11 protein-coding genes are annotated in these 15,895 nt (G+C 69.3%); 3 read left to right on the top strand and 8 right to left on the bottom strand.

The window, feature by feature from the left end:
* Positions 1 to 468: 468 nt before the first annotated feature.
* On the bottom strand, positions 469 to 3,354 hold the full coding sequence (locus HUA76_RS05485; protein WP_174460183.1) for a serine/threonine-protein kinase: 2,886 nt from the start codon (positions 3,352 to 3,354) through the stop codon (positions 469 to 471).
* A gap of 438 nt (positions 3,355 to 3,792) precedes the next feature.
* On the opposite strand from HUA76_RS05485, the gene HUA76_RS05480 reads away from it, so the two are divergent.
* The 3 genes from HUA76_RS05480 (at position 3,793) to HUA76_RS05470 (ending at position 7,032) form a co-directional block, all read left to right on the top strand.
* Entirely contained in the window at positions 3,793 to 5,250 is a 1,458-nt protein-coding gene (locus HUA76_RS05480; protein ID WP_174460182.1) for a hypothetical protein, read from the top strand.
* The gene (locus tag HUA76_RS05475; protein ID WP_174459040.1) at positions 5,247 to 6,356 is read left to right on the top strand and encodes a metallophosphoesterase; all 1,110 of its coding nucleotides are present in this window, start codon (positions 5,247 to 5,249) and stop codon (positions 6,354 to 6,356) included. The genes HUA76_RS05480 and HUA76_RS05475 overlap by 4 nt, the downstream gene beginning before the upstream one ends.
* 157 nt (positions 6,357 to 6,513) lie before the next feature.
* Positions 6,514 to 7,032 carry a hypothetical protein gene (locus tag HUA76_RS05470; protein ID WP_174460181.1) on the top strand — a complete coding sequence of 173 codons (519 nt, stop codon included), beginning with the start codon at positions 6,514 to 6,516 and terminating at the stop codon, positions 7,030 to 7,032.
* 150 nt (positions 7,033 to 7,182) lie between these two features.
* On the opposite strand, the gene HUA76_RS05465 is transcribed toward HUA76_RS05470, so the two are convergent.
* The 7 genes from HUA76_RS05465 to HUA76_RS05435 all read right to left on the bottom strand — a co-directional run bounded on the left by HUA76_RS05465 (position 7,183) and on the right by HUA76_RS05435 (position 15,802).
* Entirely contained in the window at positions 7,183 to 8,562 is a 1,380-nt protein-coding gene (locus HUA76_RS05465) for a hypothetical protein (protein WP_174460180.1), read from the bottom strand.
* Between the two features lie 26 nt (positions 8,563 to 8,588).
* Positions 8,589 to 11,735, bottom strand: a complete 3,147-nt coding sequence (locus HUA76_RS05460; RefSeq protein ID WP_371823444.1) for a TonB-dependent receptor domain-containing protein — start codon at positions 11,733 to 11,735, stop codon at positions 8,589 to 8,591.
* 323 nt (positions 11,736 to 12,058) lie between these two features.
* Positions 12,059 to 12,490 carry a biopolymer transporter ExbD gene (locus HUA76_RS05455; RefSeq protein WP_174460178.1) on the bottom strand — a complete coding sequence of 144 codons (432 nt, stop codon included), beginning with the start codon at positions 12,488 to 12,490 and terminating at the stop codon, positions 12,059 to 12,061.
* Between the two features lie 9 nt (positions 12,491 to 12,499).
* Positions 12,500 to 12,904, bottom strand: a complete 405-nt coding sequence (locus HUA76_RS05450; RefSeq protein WP_174459044.1) for a biopolymer transporter ExbD — start codon at positions 12,902 to 12,904, stop codon at positions 12,500 to 12,502.
* Complete coding sequence (locus HUA76_RS05445; protein WP_141642072.1) at positions 12,888 to 13,640, bottom strand: MotA/TolQ/ExbB proton channel family protein; 753 nt, start codon at positions 13,638 to 13,640, stop codon at positions 12,888 to 12,890. Before HUA76_RS05445 ends, HUA76_RS05450 begins: the two co-directional genes overlap by 17 nt.
* A 43-nt stretch (positions 13,641 to 13,683) precedes the next feature.
* The gene (locus tag HUA76_RS05440) at positions 13,684 to 14,457 is read right to left on the bottom strand and encodes an energy transducer TonB (protein ID WP_174459045.1); all 774 of its coding nucleotides are present in this window, start codon (positions 14,455 to 14,457) and stop codon (positions 13,684 to 13,686) included.
* An 82-nt stretch (positions 14,458 to 14,539) separates the two neighbouring features.
* Positions 14,540 to 15,802 carry a glycosyltransferase family 87 protein gene (locus HUA76_RS05435; protein WP_174460177.1) on the bottom strand — a complete coding sequence of 421 codons (1,263 nt, stop codon included), beginning with the start codon at positions 15,800 to 15,802 and terminating at the stop codon, positions 14,540 to 14,542.
* Positions 15,803 to 15,895 lie beyond the last annotated feature (93 nt).

The raw sequence follows: 15,895 nt of genomic DNA, 5'->3' as shown, positions 1-15,895 counted from the left end.
GCTCGGAGGACGAGCGGACTGCGGAAGGCCTGGTTGTCCGTCTACTCTTAGAGAGCAAAGACGCACAGTGCGCCATGCGAGACACTGGGACTTTCGTCCCGGAGCGGGGCGCCGTGCGTGGCACTGCGAGAGGTGGCCGCGTGCGCACCTGTGCGGGGCGGTGGATGCGCCGCATGCGAATGACTGGCGCTTGCGCACCTGCGTTAGGCAGCGGATGCGCGGCATGTGAGTGACTGGGACTTGCGCACCCGAGCGGAGCGGTCGAGGCGCGGCATGCGGGTGATTGGGGCTCGCGCACCTGTACGGGACAGCCGAGGTGCGGCATGTGAGTGACTGCATCTCGCGTGCACTGGACGGGGCGCGATGTGCTGCAACGCACTCGTGCGCGCCGTAGCAGGCCAACTCTACGTGGCGAAGAGGTTCATGCGCGGGGGGATGAGCGTCGCCCGCGCCGCGCCGTGCCGTGCGTCAGCGCTCCGAACGTCGCGAACCGCGAAGCACCGCGGCCCGTTCCTTCCGCGACAGCGTGGTCGCATCGACGATGTCCACTTCGAGCGCGCCCTGGTTGTCGCTCCGCTTCGAGTCAGGAAAGAAGCAGCGCAGGTCCTCGGTGTCGGTGACCTGGTAGCGCTTGCCCGTCTCGAGCATCCGGTGCGAGGTGCGGACGGAGGACGGCGACGTGCCGCGCTCGATGCACAGCACCTGTCGCACACGACCATTGGCGCCCGAGCGCAGCTCCGCGAAGTCGTCCCGCACGGTGAACAGGTAGGTGGAGCGCGGGTTGAGTCCGCGCAGCACGACCTGGTGCTCGGGCTTGAGCTGCACCGCGTGCTCCTTCGCCTCGAAGGCGAGCGAGCGCGGCGGCACGTAGGCGGACTGGCGGATGACGACGCGGATGCTGCCGGTGTTGTCCTCCGGCCCGTTGTCGTCCACCGCGAACACATGCAGCTTCCGAGCGTTCTTGATGGTGCGCGTGGAGGCGCTCAGCAGCCCGAAGCTGCCATCCACGGGACCGTCGCCCTCGGCGAAGTAGACCAGCGTCCCGGAAGCGGTGCCCCGGCCCTCGGCCAATGAAGCGGTGCCCTGCGTCCACACTGAATACGAGGTGCCCGGATTCAGGTCGATGGTGGCCGTCGCGTACTCGGGAATGGGCGCCGCGTTGTACATGGGCCGCAGCACCAGCAGTCGCGTGGGGTAGTCCACCTCATGCAACTCCCGCAGCGCCGCGCTTGGCTCCTTGGGGTCCACCAGCGGCTGTGGATCCTCATCGTCGTCGGTCGTCGTGCCCGTCGCCGTCGCCGCCACCACCACCGGGTCGACCTTCACCGGAATGCCGCCGTCGTCCGGAGCCGTCGCCACGACGGGCTGGGCCTCGCCCACGGGCTTCGGGTCCACGGGCTTTGCCTCCACGGGCGCGGCCACGACAGGCGGCGCATCCGTGGGCGGAGGCGTGGCGAGGAGCTGAAGCTCCGCGTTCATCGGCTCCATCATCATCGACGTCGGCGTGAAGCGCCGCGTCCAGGCGAGATGTCCCGGCAGCGTGAGCACCAGGGTGTTGGCCTCGCCCACGAGGACACCCTCCACCATGAGAGGTGTCTTGCCGGCGATGTCGCGGCCGTTGAGCTTCACCTTGGCGCCCGCAGGCTTGGAGGTGACCCACAGCGTGGCGCTGTTCGACGCCGAGGTGTCGGGCGCGTCCGACTTGATGACGAAGTGGTAGAAGAGCGCGATGAACAGCATGACGATGGCCGAGCCGAAGACGTAGAGCGTCATCTGCTTCACGGCCTTCTGCTGCTTCGCGACGCGCTCGGCTTCTTCCCGCGCCAGCGCCTCGCGCGCTTCGTCCACCGAGGTGCGGTAGCCCGTGCCCGTGTACGTCCGGGCCACGCTGGAGACTCCCGCGGGCTGCGTCGTCATGGACTGGCCGGTGACGGCGGGCGTCTCCACGGGCGTATCCAGCGGCGCGGCCAACGTGGCCAGCGCGGCGGGCACGACGGTGGGCATCATCGTCTTGATGATGTCACTCGAGTCCGTGTCCGGCTCCTCCGGCAACTCCGGCACGGGAGGTCCGGGGCGCTCGCTCGTCACGGGCCTGCGGCCAGCGCCCGTGCTCTCCACGCGAGGCATTCCGGTGTTCGTCGCGCGGCGGATGCTTCCCGCGCTCGTCACCTTGCGCATCCCCGGACTGCTGCCGGCGGGCCGACGAGCGCCGTCGCTCGGGGGCTTCGCACCGCTGTCACTGCCCGGCTTGGAGCGCAGGCCCGGACTGGAGGCGCGCGGACTGCTGCCGACCTGGCCACTGCCGGAGGACAGCGGCCGGGCGCGGCCCGCGGAGGGCTCCACCGTGCCCAACTGCCACTGCGAAATCTGCTCCTTGAAGGCGGTGGACACCTCCGCCTTGCGGCCCTCCGCGATCAGCTCCTCGGCGAAGAGGTAGGCCATGAGCTGCGACAGCAGCGCGGGCGTAAAGCGCGGGTTGTCGCGGTAGAGCAACTCCACCAGCGCCTCGCTCAGCTCCTTCGCCGTCTGGTAGCGCGACTCGCGCTCCATGGCCATCGCGTGGGAGATGACCGTCTCGAGGTCCGGGCTCACCGACGGGTTGTTCGCCGACGGAGGCAGACAGTCGCCCGTGAGGATGCGCGGCAGGACGGTGACGAACTCGCCCTCATAGGGACGCTTGCCGCACACCATCTCGTAGAGGACCACGCCCGCCGCGTACACGTCCGTGCGGGCGTCCAAATCCTGCCGGCCCTGCGCCTGCTCCGGGGAGAAGTATGGGTACTTGCCCTTGAGCGTGCCCGGCGACGTCTTCGCCTCCACCGCGCTGGTGGCCTTGGCGATGCCGAAGTCGATGACCTTGATTTCACCTTCGTACGAGATGAGGACGTTGTCCGGGGAGACGTCCCGGTGCACCAGCCCCATCTCCACGTTGTCCTCGCCCACGTGCCGGTGCGCGTAGTCCAGGCCGTCGCACAGCTTGCTCCCCACGTGCAGCGCCAGGGCCTCGGGGAAGCACGTCATTCCCGCGCGCGCCGCTCGACGCAGGACCTTGGAGAGCGGCTGGCCCTGCACCAGCTCCATGGCGATGAAGTACTGGCCGTCCACCTCGCCGAAGTCGAACACCTGGGCGATGTTGCTGTGGCTCATGCTGGCCACCAGCCGCGCCTCGCCGATGAACATCTCGACGAAGTCCGTATCGTCCACGAAGTGGGGGAGGATCTGCTTGATGACGCAGGGCTTCGTGACGCCCGCCGCTCCGGTCATCCGGGCGCGGTAGGTCACGGCCATGCCTCCCGCGGCAATCTTCGAAAGAAGGACGTATTTGCCGAATTGCTGGGGAGTCGGTTCCGCCACGATTACAAGGCCAGTTCAGGACGTTGTGAGACATCGAGCATACTCTTGTTCTACTGAAAGTCCCGGAACGCGCTCGCGTCGCACGCGAAGTTTTCCGTGGGATGGTTGGATCTGCCGGGTGATCCACGCCCCAGGGCTCGAATCCCGTCCCATTCGAAGCGGCCGCGTCGCTCTCGGACTGAGGGCCGTCGGTTCTCAGAATGATTCGTCGAGGGGATGGATAATCCGGGGTCCGGGAGAATGTCGCGAAGTCTCCCAGTGATTCCAGTGGGTTGTGATTCATCGGAGGCGCCCTCACGCTCCGACTGTCAGCTCGCTTCACATTTCTTCACGCAGGTCCGTGCTGCGGAAGGCCGGGGGGCGGTTATGTAGGCCGGCACGGCCCAGGCCGTTGGATGAGGGCGGTCTGGCTCTCTCCAGAGAAACGAGGCGAAGCCCATGGTGTCCGAGCTGTCCCCCCGCTCGTGGCCCCTTGCCGTGGCGGTGGTGGGTGCGTTCCTCGTCCTTCCCGTCCGAGCCCTGGCCCAGGACGCGGAGGCGGAGCCGCTGACGGCGTTTGATCTGCTTGCCCGGAGCCCCCAACTGGGTGGGACGGACATCCCGAGGGACCTGCCAGGTCGCGCCACGGTGGGCGCGCCGAGGCGACCCCGGATGCCCGACGCCATGGTGCCCATGCCAGACCTGGGGAGGCAGTCACCGCTTCCCGCGCCGGAGCTGCTGCGCGTGGAGTCACCCGTGCCGAGCCCCTCGTCGGAGCTCCTGGCGCCCGCCTCGGCCGAAGCCGCGGCGAGTGTGTCCGAGGTGCCGATGGGACTGCCCGCGCCGCTGACGCCGCAAGGCCGCCCCGACAGCCCGTTGTCCCCGCTGCCCGCGTCGACGACGGCGCTGCTGGATGCGTCCCGCTCGTTCCAGGTGGTGCCCGCGGCGGTGGCGGTGGTGCCGGGGTTGTTGTTCCACGGACTCGCGCCGGCGCTGGCGGGAGACGGGCACACGGCCAAGCGGCTCTTCGCGATGGAGGGCGCGGGGCTGGGGCTCATCGCGCTGGGCGGAGTGCCCATCGCGCTCACGGGGGCGTCGCGGCGCACCATCGCTCCGCTGTACGCGGTGACGTTGGCGGGCTTCAGCGTGTTCGGCATCTCCGCGCTCGCCAATCTCTACTCGGTGGCGTCACCGGCGTTCGACCCGGGAGTGCCCGCGTCCTCGTTGCCGCCGCTGGAGTTCGAGATGGGCTACCAGTACGTGAGCGACACCTCGTTCGACTACGACCACTTCGTGTCGCTGGGCGCGGTGGCGCGCTTCGAGGAGGTGAAGCTGGAGGCCATCGCTCGACTGGCCCCGGACGAAGGCAACACGCAGGTGCGGCTGGGCGGTGCGTATCGACTGCTCGGCGAGCCGGAGCGTCGGCGGGCGGGCTCGGATGGTTCGTCGCTGGACGCGGAGCTGTTCGGCCTGTTCCATCGCTTCCCCACGGAGGGCTTCACCGTCGTCGGTGGCGACATGGGTTTCCGAGGCCGCTACGCCATGTCGCGGGTGAGTCCGTCCCTGGCCGGCTCCTTCGCGGAGGCGAGCATCGGTATGGCGCTCCAGGGCTACAGCTACCCGGGCCCGGTGAGTGACGGAAACCTGCACTCGCAGCTGCTCTTCAGCTTCGGCTACGGCGTGTGGCTGGGGCGCGGCGGTGGGCCGTTCAAGGGCGAGGCGATGCTCTTCTATGACCACCGCAAGGACGGCTTCGCGGGCGGGCTGCGCACGCTGGGCGGAGGCGTGGTGGGCAACTTCGGGCTCCGGGGGCGCGCGCTCCTGACCGAGACGTGGGGTGTCGCCGCGGAGTTTCAAGCGGGTGGCGCGCTCGTGGGGCGGCTGTCCCTCATCTATGCGCTGGGAGGTGAGTCATGAGTCGCATCGGTGCCATGGGCGTGCTGTCGGCGCTGCTGATGACGGGGTGCCTGCGGCCCGCGGAGAACCGCGCGGTGCGTGACTCCAAGGTGGGCCGCGCCGAGGGTGGCGGACTGTCGCTGGAGGTGGCGGACGGGCTCGCGGCGGTGCGGAGTGTCGGCTCGGGCGAGGTGACGCTGTGGGGCAATGCCCCGGTCTTCACGGCGCGGGCGACGCTGGACGCGGAGTCGACGTCGGACTGGGTCCTCACGGTGCGCAACGCGATGCCGGACGCGGAGCTGCTCGCGGAATTGGAGGACGGCGAGGTGCTGGCGGTGGAGCCGGTGCCGCAGGCGCTTCCCACGGTGAAGGCGTGGCGCGTGGGACTGCGTCCGGGCGCGGTGGCCAGGCTTCGAGTCGCGCCTCCGGGTTGGGACTCCACGGCGCCCTTCCGCTTCGCGGCGCTGGCGGACGTGCAGGAGGCATTGCCTCGCGTGGGAGATGTCTACGCGCGGCTGGTGAAGGATGACTCGCTGCGCTTCATCCTGTTCGCGGGAGACCTGACGGAGAACGGCACGCGCGAGCAGCTGCTGGAGTTCCAGGAGCGCCTGGAGGCGGGCTCTCGCATTCCGCTGTACGCGACGCTGGGCAACCACGAGACCTTCTCGAAGGACGCGGAGGAGTACACGACGCTCGTGGGGCGAGGCAGCCAGAGCTTCGTGTTCCAGGGCGTGCGCTTCACGGTGGTGGACTCGAGCAACGGCACGTTGGACCCCATCGTGGAGGAGCAGCTCGACGGGTGGCTGGCGTCGTCACGACAGGGCACGCACGTGGTGGCGATGCACGTGCCGCCGCAGGACCCCGTGGGCCTGCGGGGCGGCGGCTTCGCGAACCGGGGCGAGTCGGCGGGGCTGGTGGGAAAGCTCGCGCGCGAGGGCGTGGACCTCACGCTCTACGGACACATCCACTCGTATTACTCCTTCACCAACGCGGGCATCCCCGCGTTCATCTCCGGGGGCGGCGGCGCGATTCCGGAGACGTTCGACGGAGTGGGGCGGCACTATCTCGCGGTGGACATCGGCGCGAACGAGGGGCTGCGCGAGGCGTCCCTGGTCCGCGTGGACTGAGGCCCGAAGCGCTGGCACTGAACGAAGCGTCAGCCGGCGGTGTGTGGGAGAAAACGCGGACGGGGCCGACTTTCCGGCCCGGCAGCGTACCCTCTTGATCTGACACTGAACACGTGAGCAGATGTCTCCCCCATCGCGAGGAGCCAGGAGGCCCGCCATGTTCGATTCGAACGACAACGACCCTATTTCCCCGGCGCTGCGTGCGCTGCTGGAGCTGTTCACCACGGAGCTGGCGGAGGTGCGCTTCCCGGACATGAGCGGGGAGGTGCTGGAGGACGCGTCGGCGCAGGTGAGGGTGAAGGCGGAAGCGGTGGCAAAGGCGCAGGCGGCGCTGGAGGCCGCGCGGCAGTCGCTCCACGAGAGCCAGGACGCGTTGCTCCAGAAGGGCCAGCGCGCGCTGGCGTACGCGCGGGTGTTCTCCGAGGAGAACCCGGAGCTGAACACGAAGCTGGACTCCATCCACCTGCCGCGTCCGGTGCGCAAGGGCGCGAAGGTGGAGGGTGTCGCGGTGGAGCCGGTGGCCGCGCAGCACGGCAACGAGGAGAACGCGCCGAAGCGCCGGGGTCGTCCGCCCAAGGTGCGTCCGTCCGCGGGTGCGTCCCTGTTCGCGGAAGGCGCCACGGCGGAAGCGCTGGCCGTCGCGCACGAAGGCAACGGCGTGCTGCCCACGGCGTGATGCGCTTGCCTTTAGGGGCCTCCTGAAAAAGCCGAGGCCCGGACGCGAAGCCTCCCCGGAGCCCCCCTCCGGTAGAGACCCGCGGCCGGGCCACGGTGCCGGTCCGCTCCGAGGGCAGCCACGGAGCGGACCGGTTTCAAGCGAGGTGACTCAGTTCTCCGGGAACGCCGTCCAGCCCGCCAGCCAGTTGGTGGTGCCCACCGCGCCGACGAAGCGCGCGCTGGTGTCGAAGCCCGCGCCCGGCGCGGCCGCGTTGTCCGGGTTCAGCAGGGGCGAGCCCGTGCGCGGCGCGAAGTTGGGCGCCGTCAGGTTCGTCGCGTCGGTGAGCTGCGGGTCCTGCGTCTTCACGCCGTTGGCCGCGACCAGAATCCGCTCCGCCTCGTTGAAGCGGCTGACGTCCGCGTCCACCGTCACGCCACCCTCCACCTTCGGGTTCGGCGCGAAGGGGATGGTGTCGTTCAGGTTGGCGTTGTCGAAGAAGAAGGTGTTGCGGATGGACAGCCGAGGGTCGGCCGACTCCTCGGTGAAGAGCGCTGCGGAGGCGGTGCCGTCCACGTCCACGGCCTGGTCCTTGAAGTAGGCGACGACGGCGTTGCGCAGCTTGATGCCCGCGCCGGTGTTGAACACCAGGCCCTCCTGCGAGGGGTTGCCACCCGGGTCCGCGTTGGAGCCGATGAAGCTGGCGTTCCAGATTTCGGGGATGGAGATGGGCTCCTGCGTGGCCGTCGTCTTGTGGCTGGAGGCCTCGATGGCGCGGTCGCCCACGCGAGGGCTCTGCTGCACGACGAGGAACTGGACCTTGCCGGTGTAGCCCAGGTCGTAGTCCAGCGCGTCATCATCCGCCTGGGTGATGACGATGTGCTTGAGCGGCGCGGTGCCGCCGAACATCTCGATGCCGTCGTCCAGGCCCTTGTGGACCTGCACGTAGTCGATGTCCGTCCCCGTGCCGCAGCCGCCCACGGTGAGGCCGTTGAGCTCGTTGTTGGGCGCCAGCTCGAAGCCGGCGAACTCGATGCGCGCGTACTTCAGCGTGCCGCAGTTGTGCGCGTCGTCCGTGCCGCCGTACTTCGTCTGGTCATTGCCGCTGGTGGAGAAGAACCCCTCGATGGTCGTCTCGCCGCCGGACACGTTTAGCTTCGCGCGACCGAGCAGCACCACGCCGCCCCAGTTGCCCGGCTCGCGCTGACCGGCCGCCTTGGAGGACGTGAAGACGATGGGCTTCTCCGCGGTGCCCACCGCGTTGATGCGCGCGTTACGGGTGATGATGAGCGCGCTGCCCTGCTCACCCTTGACGATGGCGCCCGCCTCGATGTTCAGCGTGCCGCTGTTGACGAAGACGTACTTCTTGAGGACGTAGGTGTTGCCCGTCTTCCAGGTCGTGTCCGCGGTGATGTCCTGCGCCACTTCCACCGTCTCGGCATCGGGCGGCGGGGGGGGCTGGTCAATCGGGTCCTTCTTGTCGTCGTCGCCGCAGCCAGTGCCAATGACAAGGCTGGACAGGATGAAGAGGGAGGCAAACAAGCGCTTCATGGCGAGACTTCCTTTCGGGAGGGAAACTACAGGGAGAGGCCGAGCGACGCGGAGAACGCGAGGCCCGGGCGGTACTGGACCAGGGCGATGTCGCCCTGCTGGAAGGTGATGCGGGAGTTGAGGAGGTTGGACGCGGTCAGCTTGAGCTGCATGGCCTCGGTGAGCTTCTGGGTGACGGCCAGGTCCATGCGGTGGAACGGCTGCTCGTAGACGTCGGGCAGGTTGTCGGTGCCCACTTCGTTGATGCGGCGGCCGTAGACGTTGTAGAGCAGCGCCACTTCCGTGCCGCTCTGGGGCCGCTCGTAGCCGAGGTTGACGTTGACGACGTAGGGCGACTGGCCCTGCATCGGACGCTCTGCGTTGGTCTGCAGGCCCTGCAGCGAGCCCAGGTCGATGTTCGACTGGATGAGCGTGAGGTTGACGCCCACCTTGAACGGTTGGAGCGCCGGGGTGACGCGGCCCAGCGAGGTGCGCGCCTCTAGCTCCAGGCCGTAGGTGTTCGCCGCCGGCGTGTTCTCGAAGTTCATGTCGCCGGCGCCCGCGGAGTTGACGACGCGCTCGATGGGATTCAGGAAGCGCTTGTAGAAGATGCTCGCGGCGAGCACCTCGTTGTCCCCGGTGAACCACTCGACGCGGGCGTCCGCGTTGTGGATGCGCGTCTGCACCAGGGCTGGGTTGCCGGAGACGTTCCGGCGGCGCACGAAGTCGTAGAAGGTGAAGGGCGCCAGCTCGCGGAAGGTGGGCCGCGCCAGCGTGTAGCTGTAGCCCGCGCGCAGGTTCACCGTGGGGGTGAGCGCGTAGATGGCGTTGAGCGTGGGCAGCCAGTCCAGGTAGTCGGCGTCGTTCCGGGAGGCCTCCGCGCCGGTGAACTGATTGAGCGCCGTCAGCTTCTGCTGGGTGCTCTCCAGTCGCAGGCCTCCGACGAGGCGCAGCGCCTCCGTGGCCTTGACGTCGGCGGTGACGTAGCCGGAGAAGACGCCGAGCGACGCGTCATACGCGTCCGAGTCCGGACGGGTGCTCTCCTGGATGCGCATGCCGTTGCCCAGGTACTCCGCGCTGAAGAGCGCCTCGGGAGGCAGGAAGCGGTCCACGTCCGAGTTGGGGGAGATGCCGTAGCGGAAGCGGCGGGCGCGGAAGTCGCGGAAGGACAACTGCGTCAGGCCGCCCACCTTCAGGCGCACGTCCGAGAGGGGCACGGTGATGTTGACGCTGCCGCCGAAGGACGTCTCGCCCAGGTCGGCGAAGAAACGCTCGCCGCTGTTGGCCTGGTTGGGGAACGACATGCCGCCGGACGGGTTGCCCAGGTTGTCGCTGTAGAGCGAGTCGCGCGTGTCCGGCTCGTCGCGGTCCACGCGGGACAGGTTGGCCTGCCAGTCCACCTCCGAGTCGCCGAAGAGGCCGATGCGGTGGAAGCCGCGGAGCTGGTTGAAGGAGAGCTGCCGGACGACGAACTGGAGGCGGCTGCCCTCGTACCGGTCACCCTTGAGCGTGTCCACGCCGACGCTGGTGGTGGTGCGCGTCTCGGTGCCTCGGGTGAAGAGGCTGAAGAGGGTCAGCTCGTTGTCGCGGTCCAGTTGGTAGCCGACGCTGGCGAGGCCGCTCAGGTTGGCGACTTCGGTGCCCAGTTGCGTCTGGGCGTCGTCGTAGCTGACGAAGTTGCCCTCCAGGTCGTAGGAGGCCTTGCTGTACTGCGTGAACTGGGTGTTCTCGCGGTGGCCGTAGTTGACGGTGGCCAGGTAGCCCAGGCGCTGGTTGTCGAAGCGCAGTGTGTCGCCGAGCGACGCGCTCAGGCCCATGTTGGGCAGCGCCGTCTTGCTGCGCGCGTTCCACACGTTGTTGAAGCTCTCCCACTGGCGCTCCTGCTCGGCGAGCGACTCGTTGCCGTTGCCGAGCGCGTGGTCCGTGGGGATGGCGGAAGGCAGCCGGCGGCTGCCGCCGGGGAAGCCGAGGAACTCCATGCCGCCACCGCCGGTCTGGGTGTTGCGTGCCTGGCCCGTGGTTTCGGTGTCGCCGCCGAAGGTGAGGCGCGGCTTGAATTCGAACTGGCTGGGATAGGTGTTGGTCTCGATGAGGAGCGCGCCGCCGCCGAAGGAGCCGGGCAGGTCGGCGGTGTAGCTCTTCACCACGTTGAGGTTGGCGAGCAGCGAGGTGGGGAAGAGGTCCAGCGGGACGCTGGGCTCATCGGGTTCGGGGCTGGGCAGCAGCGCGCCATTGAGCAGGGTGGTGATGTAGCGACCGCCCAGGCCGCGCAGGTAGACGTAGCGGCCGTCGACGACGGTGGCGCTGACGACGCGCTTGACGGCATCGGAGGCGCTGGAGTCGGGCGTGCGGGCGATTTCCTGGGCGCTGATGGCGTCGGAGACGGCGGCGGCCTTCTTGCGTTCCTGGAGGAGGGCGCCTTCCGCGCGACGGTCGGCGCGGGCCTCGACAACGACCTCCTGCACGGCGCCCACGTCCGCGCCGAGCGCGACGTCGAGCTTGGTGGCCTTGCCCTCCGTGACGATGACGCCGGTGATGCGGCGGCCCTGATACACGTCGTAGAAGACGCGCAGGTCGTACTTGCCGGGCGGCAGCGCGAGTCGGTAGTTGCCGTCCAGGTCGGTGAGCGTCTGCTTCTGCGCGCCCGTGACGACCTTCACGGTGGCCTCGATGAGGCCCTCCTGGTTGGCCTCGTCGACGACCTTGCCGTGGATGCCCGTGAAGCCCGGGGGCGGCGCGGAGGACTCGGCCAGCATGGCCTCGTCATCGGTGGCCGAGGCGTCGGCGGGCTGCGCGGTGGCGGGATCACCTTCGACAGGCTGCGCGTCCGGCGACTGCACCGTCGCGGGAGCCCCGTCGACAGGCTGCGCGTCCGGCGACTGCACCGTCGCGGGAGCCTGCGTGGCGCCCGGCGTCTGCACCGTCGCGGGAGCCTGCTCGGCGCCCGGCGTCTGCGAGCCGTTCGACTGCGTGGTGGCGGGAGCCTGCGTGGCGCCAGGCGTCTGCACCGTCGCGGGAGCCTGCACGGCGCCCGGCGTCTGCGTGCCGTTCGGCTGCTCGGTGGCGGGAGCCTGCACGGCGCCCGGCGTCTGCGAGCCATTCGGCTGCGTGACGCCCGATTGCCGTGGAGAGGTCGGCGTGGGGGCAGGAGGAGGTGGCTGTGATTGCTTCGTTCCGTCGGCGGCCGGGGCCATGCCGGGAGCGGCGGGGCGCAGTTCCTCGGACGGGGGCGCCTGGTTGTCCGTTACGGGCGGGACGACCTGCGTCTCCGTGCCCGACGGAGTGCTCTCCGGGCCAGGAAGGGAAGGGGTTTGACCGAGGGCGAGCCCGGGCGAGGTGATGAGTATGAGCGCTGCCACGAGGGCGCGCTGAAGGCTTGCGCGAGACAACACGGCTCTCCTTGCCAACGGTCGCGCTGTAAACAACGCGAGTCGCATGGCATTGGAATGGATGGCTTGTGACGATTCAGGCGGCGGATCGAAAACTCGAGGTCACGACCCGCCGCCAGGCGGACACTTCAGTCCGCGAGCTTGTCCGGCAGCACGCCCACGGTGAGATTTCCTCCCCGGGCGAGGTCCAGCACTTCCATGGCGGCGCCGTAAGGCACGTCGTCGCCCGCGTCGAAGAACACGATCTTGTCCGGGCGCGCGTTGAGCATGCGCTGCAGTCGCGCGACGACCTGCTCGCGCGGGACTTCTTCCCGGTTGATGCGCAGCACGCCTGAGCCGTCCACCGTGAGCACCACCGGTGGCAATGCGTCGGGCGGAGGGGGAGGTGGCTCGTCCTGCTTGTCGCTCTTCGCGGGCACCGTCATCCACATCTGCTTGGTCAGCAGCGGGGTGACGACCATGAAGATGATGAGCAGCACGAGCACCACGTCCACCAGTGGCGTCACGTTCATCGTCGGGCGAAGGCCGCCCGCTTTGCCGCCTCCGAGGTCGAATGCCATGGCGCGCTCCTACTTCTTCCTGTCGATGACCTGCAGGTTGATGCCCGGGAAGCCCAGGTCCTGCATGCTCTTGAAGACGCCACGCACCTCGGAGTAGCGCACGCCCCGGTCCGCCTTCAGCACCACCGGCGAGTCCGGCTTCTTCTCGCGCAGCGCCTTCAGCTCCACGAGCAGCGCGTCCTTCTTGAGCTCCTTGCGGTCCATGAAGATGGCGCCGTTGGCGGCCAGGCTCACCGTGGTCGGCTCCAGCTCCTTGTTCTCCTTGTCCGGGTTCGTCGCGGCGGGCAGCTCCACGGACGCGCCCGACTCGATTTGCGGCGTGACGACCATGAAGATGATGAGGAGGACGAGCACCACGTCGACCAGCGGCGTGACGTTCATCTCCGGGGTGATGCTGCTACGCCGGGCGGACATCGAGCCCCTCCCGGCGCGCCACGGTCTCCGGACCGGTGGCCACCGCGCCGTTGTTCACGCCGCCACGCTTGTCGGCCGGCATGTCCTCCAGGTGGTCCATCAGCTCGCTGCGCGCGGCATCCAGCGAGAGCTGGAGCGCGTCCGCGCGAGTGGAGAGGAAGTTGAACATCAGCACCGCGGGGATGGCGACGAGCAGGCCCAGCGCGGTGACGACGAGCGCCTCGGCGATGCCGGCGGACACCGCGCCCAGGCCGCCGGAGCCCTCCTTGGCGATGCCGGCGAAGGCCTCGATGATGCCGACCACGGTGCCGAGCAGTCCGACGAACGGCGCCACCGAGCCCACCGTGGCGAGCAGCGACATGCCGCGCCGCACGTCCGCGCTGACGCGGTCATTGATGCGCACCAGCTCGCGGCGGGTGAGCTCCACCGGGCCCAGCTTGCCCGCGGGCTGCTTCGACTTCGCGAGGAACGCCTTCATGCCGCCGCCGAGCAGCACGGCCAGGTGGCTGCCCTTGGTGCCCTCGGCCTCCTTCACCAGCGCCTCGTGCTGGTGCTGCATGAGGAGCTGACCGGCGCGAGCGGCGAAGGCGCGCGAGGTGGCGCGGGAGCGGAAGAAGACGAACAGCCGCTCGAAGAAGACAGCGAGGGACGCGACGGCGAAGAGCATCAGCGTCCAGGCGATGCCCAGGGCGAACACGCCCATGTGGTTGTAGATGTCGCGAAGATTGAAGTTCATGGCGATGTGCTCCTGGGGGGCAGGTGCGGGTGAGTCAGACGGCCTACGACTTGAGACGGAACGGAACCTTGAAGATGCGGAAGACGGCGGCGGGGCGGCCGTCGACGATGGCGGGCTTGAAGCGCCACGTGCGCACGGCGGAGAGCGCCGCGCTGGCGAAGGGCTCATCACCGCGCATGACCTTGAGCTGGGTGACGCGGCCATCCACCTCGACGACGCCCTTGAGGATGACCATGCCCTCCTGACCCTTGGAGCGGGCCTCGGAGGGGTATTCAGGAATGAGGTTGGACTCGAGCGGCTCCGGCGCGGTGGCCGACTCCGGCAGGTTGATGGGCGCCGCGCGACCACCTCCGGCGGAAAGGCCCTCGCCGCTACCGGTGCCACCCACCCGGCCGCCCGGCACGAGCGCGCCAGTGCCGCCCACGGCGATGGGCGCTGCTGCCACCGTCTCCGTGGCGGCCTCGGGAGGCTTGTCGAGCGGCACCACCGTCGGCGCGACGATGGGCGCGGGCGCGACGAGGGGGGCCGCGGGAGGCGGCGCCTTGGCGAGCGCGGGAGGCGCGGCCTTGGGAGGCAGCTTGGGTTTGGGCGGCGCGGGCGGCGGCGGAGGCGGGGGCTTCACCTCGACGACGGGAGGCGGGGGCGGACGGAAGACGACGTCCGTGCCCTTCTTCTCCTGGATGACCTCGCGCACCTTGCCGGCGAAGGAGACGACGGCGACTCCGATGAGCACGAAGACCGCGACGGACGCCGTGGTGGAGAGCGCGAACCTTCGCGCCGAGGCAACATCGGAGGCGCTGTCGAACGTTTCGAACATGGCTGACGCGCATATAGCGACGCCATGTTTCAGGGGTGTCCGGACCCCGTGACACTTTCAGGCCAGGAAGATGACGGATGCGTCACGGCGCCCGCATGCCACGCAGGGTGCGAGGCAAACGGGCGAGAGTGTCACCGAGCGTCATCGCGCGAGGCGCACCTTGTTGGCGGATCTGCCACAACATGGCGATCAGCAACGCGGAGTACACGAGCGCGAAAGGGCGCATCAGCAGCACGTCGCGAGACCAGTCGAACCCCAATCCCTTGTCGGAGAACATGGTGCCGATGACGGCAATGACTCCGACGAGGGTGAGGTTGGAGCGGAAGCGGCCCTCGGTGGCGGCGCGCACCAGCGGCCAGGCGAGCACGTAGTTGGCGCGCCAGCCCAACGGTGACAGGAGCGTCACGCCCAGGCAGCACAGGGCCAGCAGGTCCGCGGGGCCCGGCCGCGCCCACAGCACGCCCGCGAGGAACAGGGCGATGGCGACGAACTGGGCCAGGGTGATGGCGAACGAGGGCGGCGTGGCGACGGAGCCCGGGTGGAACAGGGTGATGAGCAGTGTGGGCAGGCCCTGCGCATTGGTGCTGAGCACCCAGGGGGGCGTGGTGCGGGCGAGCGTCTCGCTCCACATCTGGAACTGGGTGAGGGTGCCGTCCCAGCCATAGCGCGCCAGGGTGGGCAGCGAGAGCACGACGCCGAAGACGGCGGTGGCGCCGATGACGCGCCAGTGGCGGCGCCAGAGGAAGAACAGACCGATGAGCGCGGCGGGGGGCTTGAGGAGGAAGGCCACCGCGAAGGCCGCGCCCGGACGCCACACCTGGCCGCGCTCGGCGCCGAGCGCGGAGACGACGACGAGCAGCAGCATGACGACGTCGACCTGGCCGTAGAACAGCTCGAAGGTGAAGGCGGGCAGCAGGGCGATGGTGGTGAGCGCGGGGGCCCAGGACCACGGCGCGGCCTCACCAGGGCCGTGCGGCGAGCGGCGGGTGAGGCGGGCCACGGCCACGAGCGCGAGGATGGAGCCGACGTTCCACAGCGCGACGGCCATGCGCGGGGGAAGGAGGCTGAAGGGGATGAAGAGGGGCGTGGTGACGGGCGCGTACTTGAACGGCATGGTGCCGTCGGAGACGCGATAGAGGTCCGTGCCCTCGATGAAGCGCTCGGCGGCGGTGAGATACACGCGGAAGTCCACGCCACGGCGAGGGTGCTGACCGACGGCGACGGCGGCGACGAGCAGCACCGCGAGCACCAACCACCAGAGCCAGCGGGCCCACTTCGTGGAGGTGTACTTCGCGGGGCTGGAAGCGTCGCTCAGCGCACTCGCGGATTGGGACGAGGTCGTCACGGGGCCAGGCTCCCGGGTTCGAGGACAGGGGAGTGGACGGGCCCATTCACGCGGGGTGTGGGCGAAGGGCGGGGAAGGCCGTGGTGTCGGCAC

The organism is Myxococcus sp. CA056 (assembly GCF_013336715.1).
GTDB lineage: Bacteria > Myxococcota > Myxococcia > Myxococcales > Myxococcaceae > Myxococcus > Myxococcus llanfairpwllgwyngyllgogerychwyrndrobwllllantysiliogogogochensis.
The sequence above is the reverse complement of the archived record's forward strand: the minus strand, read 5'-3'. Positions and strand labels throughout refer to the sequence as shown.